Source organism: Pseudarthrobacter sp. NPDC092419 (genome assembly GCF_044755045.1).
Lineage (GTDB): Bacteria > Actinomycetota > Actinomycetes > Actinomycetales > Micrococcaceae > Arthrobacter.
Window position 1 is genome coordinate 152,536 of record NZ_JBIVQF010000001.1, and the last position, 16,920, is coordinate 169,455.

The 16,920-nt window shown below is 67.2% G+C and carries 16 protein-coding genes and 1 riboswitch; of the genes, 4 read left to right on the top strand and 12 right to left on the bottom strand.

All coding sequences use genetic code 11. The annotated features are described in order from the left end of the window. Window positions 1-25: 25 nt before the first annotated feature. Window positions 26-511, top strand: a complete 486-nt coding sequence (locus tag ACIQC0_RS00755) for a hypothetical protein (protein ID WP_400532198.1) — start codon at window positions 26-28, stop codon at window positions 509-511. Between the two features lie 35 nt (window positions 512-546). Here ACIQC0_RS00755 and ACIQC0_RS00760 read toward each other — a convergent pair whose 3' ends face one another. Further along, window positions 547-2,031, bottom strand: a complete 1,485-nt coding sequence (locus ACIQC0_RS00760; protein WP_400532199.1) for a CoA-acylating methylmalonate-semialdehyde dehydrogenase — start codon at window positions 2,029-2,031, stop codon at window positions 547-549. Between the two features lie 32 nt (window positions 2,032-2,063). Next, window positions 2,064-2,993, bottom strand: coding sequence for a 3-hydroxyisobutyrate dehydrogenase (gene mmsB, locus ACIQC0_RS00765; RefSeq protein WP_377215423.1), 930 nt, complete (start codon window positions 2,991-2,993; stop codon window positions 2,064-2,066). A 139-nt stretch (window positions 2,994-3,132) separates the two neighbouring features. On the opposite strand from mmsB, the gene ACIQC0_RS00770 reads away from it, so the two are divergent. Next, a complete protein-coding gene (locus ACIQC0_RS00770; protein WP_400532200.1) occupies window positions 3,133-4,032 on the top strand; it encodes a LysR family transcriptional regulator in 900 nt (299 codons plus the stop codon). Between the two features lie 30 nt (window positions 4,033-4,062). On the opposite strand, the gene ACIQC0_RS00775 is transcribed toward ACIQC0_RS00770, so the two are convergent. The 3 genes from ACIQC0_RS00775 to ACIQC0_RS00785 form a co-directional block, all read right to left on the bottom strand. After that, complete coding sequence (locus tag ACIQC0_RS00775; RefSeq protein ID WP_400532201.1) at window positions 4,063-5,181, bottom strand: zinc-dependent alcohol dehydrogenase family protein; 1,119 nt, start codon at window positions 5,179-5,181, stop codon at window positions 4,063-4,065. A gap of 110 nt (window positions 5,182-5,291) precedes the next feature. Further along, entirely contained in the window at window positions 5,292-6,674 is a 1,383-nt protein-coding gene (locus ACIQC0_RS00780) for an MFS transporter (RefSeq protein WP_377215420.1), read from the bottom strand. A gap of 181 nt (window positions 6,675-6,855) precedes the next feature. Then, window positions 6,856-7,971 carry a homoserine O-acetyltransferase gene (locus tag ACIQC0_RS00785; protein ID WP_400532202.1) on the bottom strand — a complete coding sequence of 372 codons (1,116 nt, stop codon included), beginning with the start codon at window positions 7,969-7,971 and terminating at the stop codon, window positions 6,856-6,858. 13 nt (window positions 7,972-7,984) lie between these two features. After that, a riboswitch (SAM riboswitch) is annotated at window positions 7,985-8,100 on the bottom strand. Between the two features lie 173 nt (window positions 8,101-8,273). Between ACIQC0_RS00785 and ACIQC0_RS00790 the strand changes: the two genes are divergently transcribed. After that, on the top strand, window positions 8,274-8,912 hold the full coding sequence (locus ACIQC0_RS00790) for a VOC family protein (protein ID WP_377215418.1): 639 nt from the start codon (window positions 8,274-8,276) through the stop codon (window positions 8,910-8,912). An 87-nt stretch (window positions 8,913-8,999) separates the two neighbouring features. Here ACIQC0_RS00790 and ACIQC0_RS00795 read toward each other — a convergent pair whose 3' ends face one another. Genes ACIQC0_RS00795 through tdh form a run of 6 tightly spaced genes read right to left on the bottom strand, consistent with a single transcriptional unit; the run spans window position 9,000 to window position 15,228 of the window. Then, on the bottom strand, window positions 9,000-9,779 hold the full coding sequence (locus ACIQC0_RS00795) for a CPBP family intramembrane glutamic endopeptidase (RefSeq protein ID WP_400532203.1): 780 nt from the start codon (window positions 9,777-9,779) through the stop codon (window positions 9,000-9,002). 1 nt (window position 9,780) lies between these two features. Beyond that, the gene (locus ACIQC0_RS00800) at window positions 9,781-10,569 is read right to left on the bottom strand and encodes a DeoR/GlpR family DNA-binding transcription regulator (protein WP_377215416.1); all 789 of its coding nucleotides are present in this window, start codon (window positions 10,567-10,569) and stop codon (window positions 9,781-9,783) included. Between the two features lie 43 nt (window positions 10,570-10,612). After that, window positions 10,613-11,824, bottom strand: a complete 1,212-nt coding sequence (gene hutI, locus ACIQC0_RS00805; RefSeq protein ID WP_400532204.1) for an imidazolonepropionase — start codon at window positions 11,822-11,824, stop codon at window positions 10,613-10,615. Between the two features lie 12 nt (window positions 11,825-11,836). After that, window positions 11,837-12,937, bottom strand: coding sequence for an NAD(P)/FAD-dependent oxidoreductase (locus tag ACIQC0_RS00810; protein WP_400532205.1), 1,101 nt, complete (start codon window positions 12,935-12,937; stop codon window positions 11,837-11,839). Between the two features lie 38 nt (window positions 12,938-12,975). Continuing rightward, window positions 12,976-14,172 carry a glycine C-acetyltransferase gene (locus ACIQC0_RS00815; protein WP_377215413.1) on the bottom strand — a complete coding sequence of 399 codons (1,197 nt, stop codon included), beginning with the start codon at window positions 14,170-14,172 and terminating at the stop codon, window positions 12,976-12,978. Window positions 14,173-14,181: 9 nt separating this feature from the next. Beyond that, window positions 14,182-15,228: an L-threonine 3-dehydrogenase gene (gene tdh / locus ACIQC0_RS00820; protein ID WP_400532206.1), complete on the bottom strand. Its 1,047-nt coding sequence runs from the start codon at window positions 15,226-15,228 to the stop codon at window positions 14,182-14,184. 133 nt (window positions 15,229-15,361) lie between these two features. On the opposite strand from tdh, the gene ACIQC0_RS00825 reads away from it, so the two are divergent. Next, the gene (locus tag ACIQC0_RS00825) at window positions 15,362-16,273 is read left to right on the top strand and encodes a LysR family transcriptional regulator (RefSeq protein WP_400532207.1); all 912 of its coding nucleotides are present in this window, start codon (window positions 15,362-15,364) and stop codon (window positions 16,271-16,273) included. On the opposite strand, the gene ACIQC0_RS00830 is transcribed toward ACIQC0_RS00825, so the two are convergent. Beyond that, window positions 16,270-16,884 carry a hypothetical protein gene (locus ACIQC0_RS00830; protein WP_400532208.1) on the bottom strand — a complete coding sequence of 205 codons (615 nt, stop codon included), beginning with the start codon at window positions 16,882-16,884 and terminating at the stop codon, window positions 16,270-16,272. The genes ACIQC0_RS00825 and ACIQC0_RS00830 overlap by 4 nt on opposite strands. Window positions 16,885-16,920 lie beyond the last annotated feature (36 nt).

Sequence of the window (16,920 nt, forward strand, 5' to 3'; positions counted from 1 at the left end):
GGACATACCTGAGAGGCGATTCCCCGTGAACAACCTGTTTTTCTGGATCCTTGTCCTGTCCTTCCTCATCCCCATGGGGCTGCGGATGTACCGGAAGTCCATGGCCCGCCGGAACCAGGACCGGGGATTCCACGGCCAGTACCCGGGCCCCGGCCACTTTCCCGGAGACGGACAGTTTCCCGGCCCGGCCGCACCGCAGAACAGGCAGCCGCGCGACGGCTATACCCAGCAGGACTACTTCTCCGGCGGATTCCGCGAGATCAACCGGCCGCGGCCGGTGGAGCCGCCGGCTCCGCTCCCGGGACTCTATGGCGAGCCGCCCGCGCCGCCCCAGCCCTGGCAGCAGCAGCCGGCTCCCGAAGAGCCGGCCGCCCCGGCCACTCCCCCGCCGCCGTCGGCCCCGCAAGGCTTCCGTGCCCGGAAGCTCGCCGAACTCGACAGGCAGTACAGCGACGGCGAAATCTCCATGGAGGAGTACATGACCCGGCGCAGCGACATCATGAACGGCTGACCGCCCCCGGGAAAACCTGGGGGCGGTCAGGGTGATCAGTCGATCTGGGGGAAGCCGAGGTCGATGACGGAGGTCGCGGGGTCTGGCCACCGCGTGGTGACCACCTTGCCGCGGGTGTAGAAGCGGATGCTGTCCGGGCCGTACATGTGCGTGTCGCCGAACAGCGAGTTCTTCCAGCCGCCGAAGGAGAACGTCCCCACCGGTACCGGGATGGGGACGTTGATGCCCACCATGCCGGCCTCGACGTCGAACTCGAACTGCCGGGCGGCGCCGCCGTCGCGGGTGAAGATCGCCACGCCGTTGCCGAACTCGTGTTCGTTGACCAGGCGCACGGCATCGCTGTAGGTTTCGGCGCGGACCACGGACAGGACAGGCCCGAAGATTTCCTCATCGTAGACCTTCATACCGGGCTTAACGTGGTCCACCAGGCTGACACCGATGAAGAACCCGTCCGACTCGAACTGCTGCTCACGCCCGTCCACCACAACGGTGGCGCCTTCATCTTCAGCACCGGCCACGTAGGAGGCAACGCGGTCGCGGTGTTCCTTGGTGATGAGCGGACCCATCTGGGATGCCGGATCCGTGCCGGGCCCGATCTTCAGGTCCGCCATCCGGGACCGGATCGCCTCCACGAGGTCGTCGGCGATGCTGCCCACCGCCACCAGGACGCTGACGGCCATGCAGCGTTCCCCTGCGGAGCCGTAGGCGGCAGAGACGGCGGCGTCCGCGGCCATGTCCAGGTCGGCGTCAGGCAGGACCACCATGTGGTTCTTCGCCCCGCCAAGGGCCTGTACGCGCTTACCGTGGTCCGCTGCACGCCTGTAGATGGACTGGGCGATGGGGGTGGACCCCACGAAGCTGACCGCTTTGACGTCCGGGTGCTCCAGAAGGACGTCCACGGCTTCCTTGTCGCCCTGGACGACGTTGAGGACGCCGGCCGGCAGGCCCGCTTCAGCAAACACCTCGGCGATGAAAACGGCCGACGAGGGGTCCTTCTCGCTCGGCTTCAGGAGCACGGTGTTGCCACAGGCCAGGGCGCTGCCGATCATCCACAGCGGAACCATCGCCGGGAAGTTGAACGGGGTAATGCAGGCCACGACGCCCACAGGCTGGCGGACTGAGTGGACGTCGACGCCGCTGGAGACCTGCTCGGACCGCTCGCCCTTGAGCATGTGGGACAGCCCGGTGGCGAACTCGATGTTTTCGAGGCCGCGGGAAATTTCGCCCTCGGCGTCGGAGAGGACCTTGCCGTGCTCGCTGGTGAGGATGGCGGCGAGTTCGGGCTTGCGCTCGTTCAGGATCTCGCGGACCTTGAAGAAGATGTTGCTGCGCCGGGCCAGGCTGGTGGCGCGCCACGCCGGCAGGGCTGCCTTCGCCGCCGCGATGGCTTCCTCCACCCGGGCACCGGAGGCCAGCGCCACCTGCTTGTCCTGGGCGCCCGTGGCGGGGTTGAAAACAGGGCCGAAGCGCTCTGCGTCGCTGACGCGCTGGCCGTTGATGAAGTGCGGAATTGTCTGCATGGGTCTCTTTCGGGCTGGGAAGTTCGGTACGGTCAGGCGGACTGGTCTGCGGCGCCGGGCTGGGCTGCGGCGCCGAGCGAACCGTCCGCGAGCTTGATGATCATGGAGCAGTCCTTGCCGGACTCCCCTGCGTCGATCAGGCGCTGGAACAGCTGCTGGACGTGCTTGCCGATTTCCAGCGGAGTTCCCGTATCCTCCGCTGCGCTGATGGCCAGGCCGATGTCCTTGTTGGCCAGTTCGGTGGTGAACGTGGGGGCAAAGTCGTTGTTCGAGGCTGCGGTGTCCACCACGCCGGGGACGGGGTACCAGGTCCGCAGTGCCCAGCTGTCGCCGGAGGACACGGAGGCAATGTCCCAGAAGACTTGCTTGTCCAGGCCGAGGCGGTCGGCCAGCACGGCGCCTTCGGCGGTGGAGGCGAGGTTGATGAAGAGCATGAGGTTGTTGCAGATCTTGGCGGCCTGGCCGGTGGTGGCGCCACCGGTAGGGATGATGTTTGCGGCCATGGGGCGGATGTACTCGGTGGCATCGGCCACCGCGCCGTCCTCGCCACCCACCATGAACGTCAGGGTGCCGGCCTTGGCACCGCTCATGCCGCCGGACACCGGGGCATCGACGAAGCGGAAGCCGGCGGCAGCAGCGGCGTCGTGCAGTTCCTGCGCCGAGGCGATGTCGATGGTGGAGGAATCAACCAGGAGAGTGCTGGTGGAGGCGTGCGCCAGCACGCCGTCCGGGCCCAGGTACACGGCTTTGGCGTGTTCGCCCTTGGGAAGCATGGTGAAGACAACGTCAGCCCCTTCCACCGCCTGGGCGATTCCGGCGACGGGCTTGACGCCGCCGGCCTCCGCAGCGGCCACGGCGGCGGGGTTGAGGTCGAAGCCCCGGACGTCGTGACCTGCCTTGGCGAGGTTCACTGACATGGACCCGCCCATGTTTCCCAACCCGATCCAACCGATAACTGCCATGTGCAAGCTCCTTCGCTTCTGGTCCGGCCGCCTTGGCCGGAGTCGTCTGTGTCCACCATCACATGCTGGTAAAGTGCAATCAAGGTAAAAAATCACAGATGCCATGTGCATTGATGCACAGGGATGGAAGGCGGAATACGTGGGCAGTCTGCCGAGCCCCGACGATTTGCTGATTCTCCTGACGGTGGCGAGACTGGGCCGGTTCAATGCGGTGGCGGAGGCGCTGGGCACAACGCACACGACGATTTCGCGCAGGATCCTTGCCCTGGACCGGCAGTTGGGCGGCCGGACGCTGGAGCGCAGCCCGCACGGCTGGGAACTGACGGAACTTGGTGCCTCCGCGGTCGCTGCGGCCGAGGCCATCGAGGAGACGCTCGGCACCCTGGCCGGCGCCATCGGCCAGGAGCGCGATGCTTTGTCCGGGATGGTGCGGATCAGTACCTCGGACGGTTTTGGCGCCGACTTCGTCACGCCGGCACTGGTCCGGCTGCAGCAGCGCCATCCGATGCTGAATGTCGAGATGCTCAGCGCCACCCGCAAGGTCAGCCAGAACAGATCCGGCGTGGACCTCGAAGTGGTGGTGGGCGGAACGGACGTGCGGAACGCGCAGACGATCTTCCTCACCAATTACTACCTGCGGCTTTACGCCAGCGCCGGCTATGCGGCGCGGCGGGGCCTTCCGGAAACGCCCGACGACGTCGGGCAGCATGGCTTCGTCTCTTACGTTGAGTCCGCACTCCAGGTAGCGGAATTGGGCCACCGTTCCTCGCAGCTTCCCATGCCGAAATCCAGCTTCCAGGCCACCAGCATCTTTGCCCAGGTGGAGGCGGTGCGCCGAGGCGCCGGCATCGGCCTCCTGCCGAGCTTTATGGTCAGCCGCGATGCCGATTTTGTTCCTGTCCTGCCGCACGACTTCGAACGGCAGCTGCCCATCTGGGCGGTGGCCCGGCCGGAGTCGCTGCGCTCAGGACGCGTGCAGGCCGTCGTCGCTGCGCTGAAGGAAGAGGTTGCCGCACGGCAGGACCTGCTCGCGTCCTGAGGCTGTTCGCACCGGCACGCGGCGGGATGCTCAGGGCTGGAATAGCCGGCGGACCACGCGGCCGGCCGCGAGGGCGTCCAGGCCCTCGTTAATTTCATCCAGCGGCCGGGTGTCCGTGTGCAGCAGTTCCACAGGCAGCCGGCCTTCGCGCCAAAAGCCCAGGTACCGGGGGATGTCGCGCTCCGGGACCGCGTCGCCCATATAGGACCCCAGCAGCCGCTTGCCGGCGCCGGCGAACTGCAGGGCCGGCACGGTCAGTTCCGCCGAGGGATGAGGCAGGCCGACTGACACCACGGCGCCGCCGCGGGTTACCTGTTCCAGGCAGGACGCGATCACGCGCGCCGAACCCACGGCTTCCACTGCCACGTCGACGCCGTCACCGGTGGCGTCAGCGATCAGCTGCGCGGCGTCGTCGGGCGTTCCCACGGCAGTGGCTCCGCAGTCCAGTGCGAGCTGGTGCTTGCCCTCGTTCGGGTCGATGGCGATAACGGAAACCGCGCCGGCAAGACGTGCTGCCATGACTGCCGAAAGCCCCACGGCGCCGAGGCCGAAGACGGCGACCGACTGGCCGGCGTCGACCGCTGCCGTGTTGAAAACCGCACCCATGCCGGTGAGCACAGCGCACCCGAACATGGCCGCCACCGTGTCCGGAACGTCGTCGTCGATCACCACGACGGATTCCCTCGCCACCACGGCATAGTCGGCGAATGCCGAAACGCCAAGGTGGTGGTTGATGCGTTCCCCGGCAGGGGTCCGGAGCAGGGCCTCGCCATGCAGCAGGTCCCCTGAGCCGTTGACTTCAGCGGCGCGGTGGCAGAGTGCCGGCCGGCCGGCCCGGCAGGCGCGGCAGTCGCCGCAGCTGGGGACGAAGACCAGGACCACGTGGTCGCCCACGGAGACGCCTTCAACGCCGGGCCCCACGGCCTGCACGCGCCCCACAGCCTCGTGCCCCAGCGCCATGGGCAGCGGACGCACCCTGGACCCGTCGACCACTGAGAGGTCCGAGTGGCACAGGCTGGAGTAGGTGATCGCGACGCCCAGTTCCCCGGCACGCGGTTCGGGGCGGTCAAGTTCCTCCACCACCAGCGGGTGCGCCTCGGTGTAACTGGTGCCGGCGGGAACGGTGTTGTAGAGGACAGCGGCTCGCATGGCGGCTCCTTGCTGTGGCTGATTCGTGGAGTGGAGGTTCATGGCATGCAGTTGCCCGGACCCGGAAGCCGGGTCCGGGCAACTGCCCTGACTGGTGTCGCCCGCGTGGGTTATTTCTTGGACGCGGCGAGCAGATCCGCGGTGCCCTTGGCGTCCGCGGCGTCAACGTCGTGCAGCGAAATACCCCGGGTTTCCTTGAGGAAGAAGACCGAGACTGCCGTGACGACGCATGCTCCGAGCAGGTACAGCGCCACCGGAGTGGACGAGCCGAAGTTGCTCAGCAGTGCCGTGGCGATGATCGGGGCCAGCGAGCCGGCAACGATCGAGGTCACCTGGTAGCCCAGGGATACGCCGGAGTAGCGCATCCGGGTGGGGAACATTTCGGCCATGATGGAGGGCTGGCCCGCGTACATCAGTGCGTGGAAGATCAGGCCGATGGTGATGGCGGCCAGAATGATCATGTCGTTGGCAGTGTCCATCATGGGGAAGGCGAAGAAGCCCCAGGTACCGCCGAGGATCGCACCGGCCATGTAGACCGGGCGGCGGCCGAAGGCATCGGACATCTTGCCCACCAGCGGCACGGTGCAGAAGTGGATGAAGTGGGCCACCAGCAGCAGGAGCAGGATGCGGGAGGTGTCCGTCTCCACGACCACTTTCAGGTAGGTGATGGAGAACGTCACCACGAGGTAGTAGAGGATGTTCTCGGCGAAGCGCAGGCCCATGGCCGTGAAGACACCGCGCGGGTAGCGGCGGAAGACCTCAGCCACGCCGTAGCCCTTGTTCTCAACGGCGACTTCCTTGCGGGCCTCGATGAAGATCGGGGCGTCCTGGACCTTGGTCCGGATGTAGTAGCCGATGATGACGATCACGGCGGAGAGCCAGAACGCAACACGCCAGCCCCAGCCGAGGAATGCTTCCTGGGACAGCGTGGAGGACAGGGTGAAGAGGACGCCGGTAGCCAGCAGGTTGCCCATCGGCACCGCAGACTGCGGCCAGCTCGACCAGAACCCGCGCGACTTGTTGGGGCTGTGCTCGGCCACCAGCAGGACGGCACCGCCCCACTCGCCGCCGACCGCAAAGCCCTGGACGAACCGCAGGAACACCAGGAGGGCGGGCGCCCAGTAGCCGATCTGGGCGAACGTGGGAAGGCAGCCCATGAGGAAGGTGGCAACGCCAACCATGATGATGCTGAGCTGCAGCAGCTGCTTGCGGCCGAACTTGTCGCCAAAGTGGCCAAAGACAATGCCGCCGATGGGGCGGGCAACGAACCCGACGGCGTACGTCACGAAGGCGGCGATGATGCCGTCCAGCTCCGTACCCGAGTTGGGGAAGAACGTCTTGCCGAATACGAGCGTGGCGGCTGAGGCATAGAGGAAGAACTCGTACCATTCAACGACCGTGCCGGCCATGGAAGCCGTGACGACCTTCTTCAGGCCCGTGGACTTGACGTCGGGCTCCCCGACCCGCCCTGCGGCGGACTTTTCCGTACTCATTAATGAACTCCTTCGGCGTCTACGTCGACACCAGATGCGACCAGGATGTGGCGATGCGATGTGAGGTACACAACATACCGCCGATTCACACGAGTATGGTCTGCTTATGGCTGCAAGCTCAACGGCAAATAGTGCAGAAGGCCTCTGCATAAATGCACAGGGAGCGCGCGGAAGCCCGGAGTTAATCTTCGAGATGGTCGCGCAGCTGGGCGCCCAGCTGGCCGATTTCGGTCAGGAATCCGTCGTGGCCGATGGGCGCAGAGATGATGTGGACATCCACCTCGCCCGGCAGTGCGGCGGCGAGCTCGTGCGACTGCTCCGGGAAGTACAGCCGGTCGGTATCCACCGCGGCCACGAAGAATTTCGCGGTGGCCCGGCTCAGGCTTTCGGCCAGGGACCCCCTGCCGCGGGTGACGTCGTGGCTCATCAGCGCCTCAGTGAGGGCGATATAGCTGTTGGCGTCGAAGCGCCGGACCAGCTTGCTGCCCTGGTGGTCCAGGTAGCTTTCCACTTGGTAACGGCCGCGGCCGGAAAGCGTTTCGGCCTGCAGCGGTGCTTCGCCGGACTGCGGACTGCGGCCGAAGCGGCCGTCAAACTCCCGGGCTGAGCGGTAGGTAATGTGGGCGATCCGGCGGGCCAGGGCCAGGCCGTCCTCGGGGGACGCACCGCCGTAGTAGTCGCCGTCGTTATAGTTCGCGTCCTGACGGATGGCGAGCGTCTGGGCCTGGGCAAAGGCGATCTGCTCGGCCGTACTAGCGGCCCCGACGGCGATGACCGCGCAACGCTGCACACGCTCAGGGTAAGTGACGGCCCATTCCAAAGCCCGCGCACCGCCCATGGACCCGCCCAGCACGGCGAACCAGGACCGGATGCCCAGTTGGTCGGCCAGCCGCGCTTCCGCCACGGTGCTATCGCGCAGGGTCACCAGCGGGAAGCGGGAGCCCCATGGCTTGCCGTCGGGAGCGGGCGACGACGGCCCGGTGGACCCGTAGCATCCGCCCAGGATGTTGATCGCCACCACGAAGAATTTGTCGGTGTCGACGGGCGCGCCCGGGCCGGCCAACTCTTCCCACCAGCCGTCCTCGTCCGTGTCGCCTCGGGTCACGTGGGTGCTGCCGGTCAGTGCATGTTCAATGAGGACGGCATTGGAGCCGTCGGCATTGAGCGTGCCCCATGTTTCATAGGCAAGGATGACGTCCGGCAGGAAGCCGCCGGCTTCCAGTTCCAGCCCGCCAATGCCTGCATACCGGACCACGCCGTGCCGGGGCCCCGCGGTGCGGGGAACGGTGACTGTCATGTGCAAAACCTCTTCTACGCGCTTGCCCGCCGCCGGAGGGCCGGCGGGCCAGGTCCTCACCCGGGGCACCCCGCCGCGGTAGGAGGGTTGCCGGCCAGCAAGCCGGGGCTGTTGCTGGCACTCATGACCTCCCTCGAGTGTATGAAAGATCCCCCCAGCGGCGCCACGCGTGTGACCCGTTATGACATCCGCCGATACACCGGCATCCGACCCGCGGCGCTTTGCGCCAAGGGTTCCGCCCCCATTTCCAAGTAAGGCAAACCTAAGCTGAGAGCCTGATCACAAAGTGCCAAGATGTTGCCATGCGCATGGATCACGTCTCTTACGCCTGTGAACACGATGGCCTGGCGGCCACCACTGAACGGATTTCCTCCGCCCTGGGCGTCGAGGCAGTCAAGGGCGGGGTACATCCCCGTTTTGGAACGCGCAACATGATCATCCCGCTGGCGGGACACAAATACTTGGAGGTCGTGGAGGTCCTGGACCACCCGGCTTCGGACAAGGCACCGTTCGGCCAGGCTGTGCGTGCCCGTTCGGCGGCTGGCGGCGGCTGGATGGGCTGGTGCGTCGAGGTGGACGACCTGGCACCGTTCGAGGAGCGTCTGGGCCGCTCGGCGGTCAACGGCAACCGCAAGTTCCCGGATGGCCGCGAGCTGGTCTGGAAGCAGATCGGCATCCTTGGCCTGATCGCTGACCCGCAGGTGCCCTACATGCTCAAGTGGGAGGGCGACCCGTCGCTGCACCCCTCGAATGCCTACAACAGCAGCCTCAAGATGCGGTCGCTGACCATCGCCGGCTCCCCCGAGCGCGTCACCGAATGGCTCGGCGAGCCGGTAGAGCGCCCGCTGGAAGACGTTGCCGTGGACTGGGTGGCGCCGCACGGCACCCCGGGCATCCTGTCAGTGACGTTCGAGACTGCCACCGGCGCCGTCACGATCTGACCGCACCACAGCTTCGGCCGCCATCAGCGGGTGACAATGGCGTCACCCACCGATGGCGGCCGAATCCTTTTAACCAGGCCCCTCCGGTCAGCCCAGGCCCACCGCACGGCCGAAGAGGCTGAAGCCGACGAACGCGACCGTATCGAGCAGGGCGTGGGCGATCACCAAAGGCATGACCCTCCGTGTCCGGGTGTACAGCCAGGCGAAGACGATGCCCATCACCACGTTTCCGATGAAGGGTCCGAACCCCTGGTACAGATGGTAGGTGCCGCGCAGCAGGGCGCTGGCGCCAATGGCGGCCGGGACGCTCCAGCCGAACTTGCCGAACCGGTCCAGCAGGTAGCCCACCACGATCACCTCCTCCACCAGCCCGTGGCGCACCGCCGAAAGAACGAGGACCGGGACCGTCCACCAGTAAGCGTCCAGTGCGCTGGGGATGATGGCCGTGGTGATGCCGAGTGCCCGGCCCGCTGCGTAGAGCCCCAGCGACGGCACCCCGATCAGCGCAGCCAGCCCCAGGCCGTGCAGGATGTCACGGCCTGGGCGGGACAGGTCCAGGCCCAGCTTCCGGAACGCAGATCCGCTGGAAGGAAGCCCTTCGGAGGCGGTCCGCCGCTGGTCCGTGAGGAAGTAGATCACCAGCAGCACCGGGACCAGGGCAAAGACGATGTCCAGCAGCTGGTAGGTCAGGTCGAAGTACTCGCGGCTGCTCTGCTGGCGGTTGAGCGTGGACGTGCCCTGCGCCAGCGGCGCCCGGGACATCTTGTCCAGGAGCTGGACCACGGAGTACACGGCGGACTGACCCAGGGACAGGCCCAGGACAATGAGGACTTCGAAGGTGAGTCGTCGGTGTGATGAGACCAGCATGTCAGGCAGGCGCCACGATCACTTCGGTGCCCCGGGCTTCAAAGGCGGCCTTGTCCCGTGCGGAAATCCCCGAGTCGGTGATCAGCCGGGTGAAGTTATAGCCGTGCATGGTGGCGAAGGCGCGGACGCCCACCTTTGACGAATCGGCCAGGACGTAGGACACCCGGGCCCGGCTGGCCAGGAGGGCATTCACGGAAGCTTCCCCTTCGCCGGTGTTGGTGGGCCCCACCTCGGGATCGATTCCGTTGACGCCGATAAACGCGATATCCAGCACTACCTTCTGCATGATGATGTCCGTGTAGGGGCCCACCAGTTCATAGGACCGGGGGTTGAGGATTCCACCCGTCACCATGACCTTGATGTTGGGCCGGACGGCCAGCTGCCCGGCGATGTTGATGGCATTGGTGACCACAGTAAGGGTGGGCTGGTTTGAGGGTGCATTGAGGTCCTCGCGGGTGGCCAGGATCTGGGCCAGCGCCGTGCTGGTGGTGCCGCCGCACAGGCCGATGACGGCGCCGGGGCTGATGAGCGCGGACGCGGCCTGGGCAATCTGCTGTTTGGCCTCCGCGTGGTCGTCCCGGTTGTACCGGCCGGGCAGGTCGTAGGCCAGGGCACCGGTGGTGGCCCCGCCCCGGGTGCGCGTCAGCAGCCGTCGCTTGGCCAGGCTGTCCAGGTCCCGCCGGGCAGTAGCGGGCGAGACGTTCAAGGTGGTAACGATTTCCTCGACTTCCACCTGGCCGGTCCGGGCCAGCAGGTCCAGGATCGCCGTGAGTCGGTCGGTACGGGTCATGCTGGAAGCCTCCGGGGGTTGCAGTCTGGGGCGGTGCCGGCTGCTACCCCACCCGCACGCCGGCCCGCCACACAGCGTACGTCAGCGGCATGCCCGGACGGTAGGCGAGATGCGTGGCGGAGGGGGCGTTCAGCAGGTGGAGGTCCGCGCGGTGTCCGACGGCGATGGATCCCACCGCGCGTTCGCCGTCGGCATCCTTGCCGGTGTCCCGGTGGAGGGCCAGGGCGCCTCCGTAGGTTGCGGCGCGGACGGCTTCATGCACGCTGAGCCGCATTTGCAGCACCGCGGTGGTGACGCAGAAGGACATGGAGCTGGTGTAGGAGGTGCCGGGATTGCAATTGGAAGCCAGCGCCACCTGGACGCCGGCGTCCAGCAGGGCGCGGGCGGGAGCCAATGGCTGGCGGGTGGAGAGGTCGCAGGCCGGAAGGCACGTGGCCACGGTGCCGCGCCGGCCCGATCCTGTGGCGGGATCCCAGCCGGTCCAGGTGCCGGCGAGCGCTGCAACGTCCTGTTCGGAGAGGTAGTTCACATGGTCCACGCTGGCCGCGTCGAGCTCGACAGCCAGCTGGACGCCCGGGCCTTCGCCCAGTTGGTTGCCGTGGACACGCAGGCCCAGGCCGGCGTCGCGGCAGGCCAGCAGCACCCGGCGCGACTGTTCGGCGGTAAACGCGCCTTCCTCGCAAAATACGTCGGCCCATTTCACGTAGGGGCGCACGGCGTCCAGCATGGGGCCGCAGACCAGGTCCGTGTACGCATCCGGGTCCTGGCCCGCGGGGACCAGGTGCGCGCCGAGGAAGGTCACTTCGTCGGCGACGGTGGATGCGATGCGGGCGCTCCGGGCCTCGTGCTCAATGTCGAGGCCATAACCGGTCTTGGTTTCCAGGTACGTGGTGCCCTGCGATGCCGCTTCCGCCACCCGCCCCATGGCCAGCCGGGTCAGGTCGAAGTCTGAGGCTTGCCGCGTGGCGCCCATGGTGACGCCGATGCCGCCGGCAGAGTAGGACTCCCCCGCCATGCGTGCCTCGAACTCCGCGGTGCGGTCCCCGGCGAAGACCAGGTGGCTGTGCGAATCCACCCAGCCGGGCAGCAGGGCACGGCCTCCGGCGTCCACGGCCTCGTCGGCGGCCGGGGCGCCTGCCGCGGAACCGATCCAGGAGATCCGTTCGCCTTCCACCACCACGGCCGCGCCTTTCAGGACCCGGTGTTCCAGGTCCTGGGTCATCAGCTCGGCCACATTGGTGATCAGCGTACTCATGCACTCCATTCTTCAGCGCCGAATGGACCATCGGGTGGCGGCCACAGCCTGTCCTGTCCGGGATTCCGGACTGCCTGCGGCTCCCTGCCCGGCCAAGATTTGCCCGGCCGCGAGTTCGGCCAGGGCCGAGGAGGTCTGGAAGCCGTAGCCGCCCTGGCCGGCCAGCCAGTAGAAGCCCGGGGCTTCAGCATCGAAACCCGCCACGGGAATGCCGTCCGCCGCCTCGGTCCGCAGCCCGGTCCATGCGCTTCGCACGACTGTGATTCCCAACGTGGTGATCGTGTTCAGCCGCTCCACCAGCCGCTCAATGTCCCCGGGGCGCGGCCGGGCGTCCTCCGGGCCGCTGGGCACGCTTTCGGACGGCGAAATCAGCACGTCCCGTCCTTCGGCGCGGAAGTAGAAGGTGTGGTCGGCGGCTGCCACCATCGGGGCGGATTCCGGCAGGGAACGGTCGACGGCGGCAATCGCCGCGGTGCGCCGGTACGGCTGGAAGCCGAGTTTCTCCACGCCGCTGAGCACGGCGAGTTCGTCTGCCCATGCACCGGTGGCATTGACGAGGACCCCGGCCTGGAACGCCTCCGTCCCGGCCCCCACCTGCCAGCCTGAGCCCAGCCGCTGGGCCGAATGGACTCTGGCACCGGTGATGATGTCCGCACCGGCGGCAAGTGCACTCCGACGGTGGTCTTCCAGGAGCAGCGGTGCATTACAGGCGAAGGATCCGGTGTCCAGTCCGGCGGCCTGGAACGAATCCGGAACCAGCGCCGGGCACAGCTCAAGCGCCTGTTCCACCGTGATGGGTTTCATGTGGCCGCTGGCTTCTGCCGCCACTGCAGCTTCCGAGCCCACCAGCATGAAACTGCGGGGCGTGAGGACCGGCTCGCGGAGGTCAGAATCCCGGCTGGCCAGAAGTTCGAGTGTCCGCATGGTCAGCTCCTGGACCACCGGCGGCCCGTAGCTGGGGATCAGCTGGCGGGCGGAGCGGGAGGACGTGTGGTACGCCAGCTCCTGTTCCGCCTCCACCAAGGCAACGCTGCAATGGCCGGCCAGCCGGGAGGCCAGGGACAGCCCGGCGATGCCGCCGCCCACGATCAGGACATCGTATTGTGCGCTCATGGGTCCATGATGGCAGAGGAGGGGCCCGGGCGGCGGAGCTAAGCGGCTGCCTCCGCGCGGCTGGCGACGAACGCGCGGACGCACGCTTCGACGTCGTCCGTTGAATGCGCGGCGGAAAGCTGGACGCGGATCCTGGCCGCCCCCCTGGGCACCACCGGGAAGCTGAAGGCGGTCACGAAGACGCCGTGTTCCAGCATGCGGTCCGCCACCCTGGCGGCCTGGACGGCGTCGCCGAACATGACCGGGACGATGGCGTGTTCTCCGGGAAGCAGGTCAAAGCCTTCCTCGGTCATGCGGGCGCGGAACAGGGCCGCGTTGCGGAACAGCCGGCTCCGCAGGTCCGCGGAGTTTTCCACCAGGTCCAGTGCCTTGATGGTGGCGGCCACGATGGCAGGAGCCAGGGAGTTGGAGAACAGGTATGGCCGTGCCTTCTGCCGAAGCATGGCCACTACCTCCGCACGGCCGGACACGTAGCCGCCGGACGCACCGCCCAGGGCCTTGCCGAACGTGCCGGTGTAGATGTCCACTCGGTCCGAAACGCCGGCGTGTTCGGGCGTGCCGGCTCCGGTGGCGCCCATGAAGCCCACGGCGTGCGAATCGTCCACCATGACCAGCGCGTCGTGCTTCTCGGCGAGATCGCAGATTGCCTCCAGCGGCGCAAGGTAGCCGTCCATGGAGAACACGCCGTCCGTCACGATGATACGGCGGCGGGCGCCCGCGGATTCGACCAGCTTCGCTTCGAGGTCGGCCATGTCCTGGTTGGCATAGCGGTAGCGCTGCGCCTTGCAGAGCCTGATGCCGTCGATGATGGAGGCGTGGTTCAGGGCGTCGGAGATCACCGCGTCCTCGGCGCCCAGCAGGGATTCGAACACCCCGCCGTTCGCGTCGAAGCAGCTGGAGAAGAGGATGGTGTCCTCGGTGCCCAGAAAACGGGAGACCCGTGCTTCCAGCTCGAGGTGCAGGTCCTGGGTGCCGCAGATGAAGCGCACACTGGCCATGCCGAAGCCGCGCTGGTCCATAGCGGCCTTCGCGGCGCCGATGATGTCCGGGTGATCCGCCAGCCCGAGGTAGTTGTTGGCGCAGAAGTTGAGCACGTCCGCGCCCGGTCGGCCGGGCTGCCCGGCGGTGATGTGGCTGGACTGTGGAGAGCTGATGCTGCGTTCGGCCTTGAAGAGCCCGGCGGCGCGGATCTCGTCCAGTTCGGTGCGCAACTGGTCCTTGATGGAGGTGTACATGGCGTTTCCTTAGAGTTTGGTCCAGTCGAGGACGACCTTGCCGCCGGTCCCGCTGCGGGCAATGTCGAAGCCTTTTTCCCATTCCGTGGCCGGCAGGACATCGGTGACCACCGCGGAGATCCCGGCATGGAGTACGGGGTTGGAGGAGAGCATGGCGCTCATGGCGTACCAGGTTTCATACATCTCGCGGCCATAGATACCCTTCAGCGTCAGCATGTGGGTGACCACCTTGGCCCAGTCGATGGTGATGTCCTGGCTCGGCAGGCCCAGCATGGCGATGCGGCCGCCGTGGTTCATGTTGTCAATCATCTCCGGCAGCGCGGCCGGGTGCCCGGACATTTCCATGCCGATGTCGAACCCTTCCCGCAGGCAGAGCTCCTGCTGGGCTTCGCGGATGCGCGTGGTGGAGACATCGATGGCCAGGTCCGCGCCCAGGCGGCGGGCCAGCTCCAGCCTCGGTCCGGAAACGTCCGTAATGGCGATTTTGCGGGCACCGGCGTGCCGGGCCACCGCGATGGCCATCAGCCCGATGGGGCCGGCGCCTGTGATCAGGACATCCTCGCCCACCAGCGGGAAGCTCAGGGCGGTGTGGACAGCATTGCCGAAGGGATCGAAGATGGCACCGAGTTCAGGTGTGACGGAAGGGTCGTGGTGCACCCAGACGTTCGTCTCGGGAATAACAACGTATTCGGCAAAGGCGCCGTCCCGCTGGACGCCGACGCTGACGGTGTGGATGCACATCTGCCGCCGGCCGGCGCGGCAGTTGCGGCAGATTCCGCATACGACATGACCTTCGCCGGAGACCCTGTCCCCCACTTTGACGTCGCGCACGCCGGCACCGGTTTCCACCACTTCGCCGTAGAACTCGTGGCCGGGGATCAGCGGCGCCTCGATAATGCCCTGCGCCCAGGCATCCCAGGACTGGATATGCAGGTCCGTGCCGCAGATGCCGGTGGTCATGACGCGGATCTTCACGTCTGCCGGGCCCGTGACCGGTTCCGGGCGGTCCACCAGCTCGAATCCGGCCTGCGGGCCGGCCTTGTACAAAGCCTTCATCGGCTTCCTTACTCTTGGTCCATACGCGTGGCAGGGTGCCCTGCCTTCCCCATTACAGCGAGGAAAAAGCTTTAGAACAATGGGAAATATCTCAATCGACGATGTAGGTATTCCTAATGCGTAGACTGGTGCGGTGGAAATACACCAGCTTGAAATCCTGCGCGAGCTCGAGGCCCTGGGCAGCGTGAAGGCAGTCGCGGACACCCTCATGGTGACCCCCTCTGCCGTCTCCCAGCAACTGGCCCTGCTGCAGCGTTCCGTGGAGGTCCCGCTGACACGCAAGGAAGGCCGAAATTTGGTCCTCACGGAGGCGGGCCAGGTGCTGGCGGACGCCGGTGCCGCGGTGGTCAGCGCCATGGCCGATGCCCGGAGCGCGATCGGCAGCTACCACGGCTCCGAAGCAGCGCGCGTCACCCTGTCCGGATTCCACAGCGCCGGGCAGGCACTGTTCGCGCCGCTGGCCAAAGCATTGGAAGGACCAGGGCGGCCGCACATTGAACTCTCCGACGAGGACGTCGCCCAGCATGACTTTCCCGCCCTCACCGCCCGGTACGACCTGGTCCTTGCCCACCGGATGGACCACAGCCCTCGCTGGCCCACCGAACGGGTCACCGTGGTTCCGCTGGCGCACGAACCGCTGGACGTTGCCCTGCCCGCCGGCCACCGGCTGGCACAGCAGGCGTCGGTTTCCGTGGCCGACGTGGTGGACGAGGCCTGGGTGACCAGCCACGCCGGCTATTCCCCCGCAGACGTGCTGTCCGCCGTCGCGGCGGTATCCAGCCGGGAACTGAGGATCGTGCACCGGATCAACGACTATTCCACGGTGGCCGCTTTGGTGGCGTCCGGCGGGGTGGCGGGCCTCCTGCCGCGGTACACAGCAGGACCTGTCCTCAACCCGGCCATCGTCCTGCGTCCCCTCCAGGGCATCAGCACGCGGCGCCGCATCGACCTGCTGGCCCGACCCGAAAACCTGAAGCGGCGCGCGGTCACAGTGGTCTGCGAAACCCTGCAGGACATCATGGCCGGCCTGGTGGAGCCGGATTAGCGTCCGCTGCCTCGGGAGTTTCCTGCACCGGGCGCGATCCGCGTCGCCGTCACCCGCTCCGCCTCCTTGAGGCCGAAGATGCGCACCGCGTCCCCTACGGCAATGTCCGCAATGGTGCCGGTACGCCGCCCGGCCGCCTTATCGTCGTCGTCCGCTGCAGGCGACCGGTGGCCGAAGGCGGCACCGCTCCCGATGATCTTGGTATCCGTGTCCACGGCATAGGCCTGCGAGTAACCGTCTTCGCTCCGGACGGTGACCGACGTGCCGCTGATGGCTTCCACGGTTCCGCGCTGGACCAGGATGGTTCGGAAGCTGCCGTCAGCGTCCTTGACCACGCTCTCGCTGTGCTGAAGCCGCCCGCCGCGGGCATGGTCGGCTTTGTGCTGTTTGTCAGGCGGGTGCTGCTTATCCTGTTTGGCCTGGCTGCCCTGCTTGTCCCGGTGGCCGGGCGGATTATGCGACGGCGCGCTGGAGGTCTGGGCGGTGGACGACGGCTGCAGGGAGGGTCCGCCGGCCGGCCAGGCCAGCGCGGCCCCCGTACCTGCGAGCGTGATGGCAACTGCTCCGGCGAGCACGAGTGTCCGTGTCCTGCTCCGGCCCTTGAACGGCACGGTCCGCCCCCTTCACCTGGCTGACTTGCATGACTG

Coding starts and splice junctions, on each gene's coding strand:
- ACIQC0_RS00760 (WP_400532199.1), bottom strand. CDS start 2,031: ATGCAGACAATTCCGCACTTCATCAACGGCCAGCGCGTCAGCGACGCA.
- mmsB (WP_377215423.1), bottom strand. CDS start 2,993: ATGGCAGTTATCGGTTGGATCGGGTTGGGAAACATGGGCGGGTCCATG.
- ACIQC0_RS00775 (WP_400532201.1), bottom strand. CDS start 5,181: ATGCGAGCCGCTGTCCTCTACAACACCGTTCCCGCCGGCACCAGTTAC.
- ACIQC0_RS00780 (WP_377215420.1), bottom strand. CDS start 6,674: ATGAGTACGGAAAAGTCCGCCGCAGGGCGGGTCGGGGAGCCCGACGTC.
- ACIQC0_RS00785 (WP_400532202.1), bottom strand. CDS start 7,971: ATGACAGTCACCGTTCCCCGCACCGCGGGGCCCCGGCACGGCGTGGTC.
- ACIQC0_RS00790 (WP_377215418.1), top strand. CDS start 8,274: ATGCGCATGGATCACGTCTCTTACGCCTGTGAACACGATGGCCTGGCG.
- ACIQC0_RS00795 (WP_400532203.1), bottom strand. CDS start 9,779: ATGCTGGTCTCATCACACCGACGACTCACCTTCGAAGTCCTCATTGTC.
- ACIQC0_RS00800 (WP_377215416.1), bottom strand. CDS start 10,569: ATGACCCGTACCGACCGACTCACGGCGATCCTGGACCTGCTGGCCCGG.
- hutI (WP_400532204.1), bottom strand. CDS start 11,824: ATGAGTACGCTGATCACCAATGTGGCCGAGCTGATGACCCAGGACCTG.
- ACIQC0_RS00810 (WP_400532205.1), bottom strand. CDS start 12,937: ATGAGCGCACAATACGATGTCCTGATCGTGGGCGGCGGCATCGCCGGG.
- ACIQC0_RS00815 (WP_377215413.1), bottom strand. CDS start 14,172: ATGTACACCTCCATCAAGGACCAGTTGCGCACCGAACTGGACGAGATC.
- tdh (WP_400532206.1), bottom strand. CDS start 15,228: ATGAAGGCTTTGTACAAGGCCGGCCCGCAGGCCGGATTCGAGCTGGTG.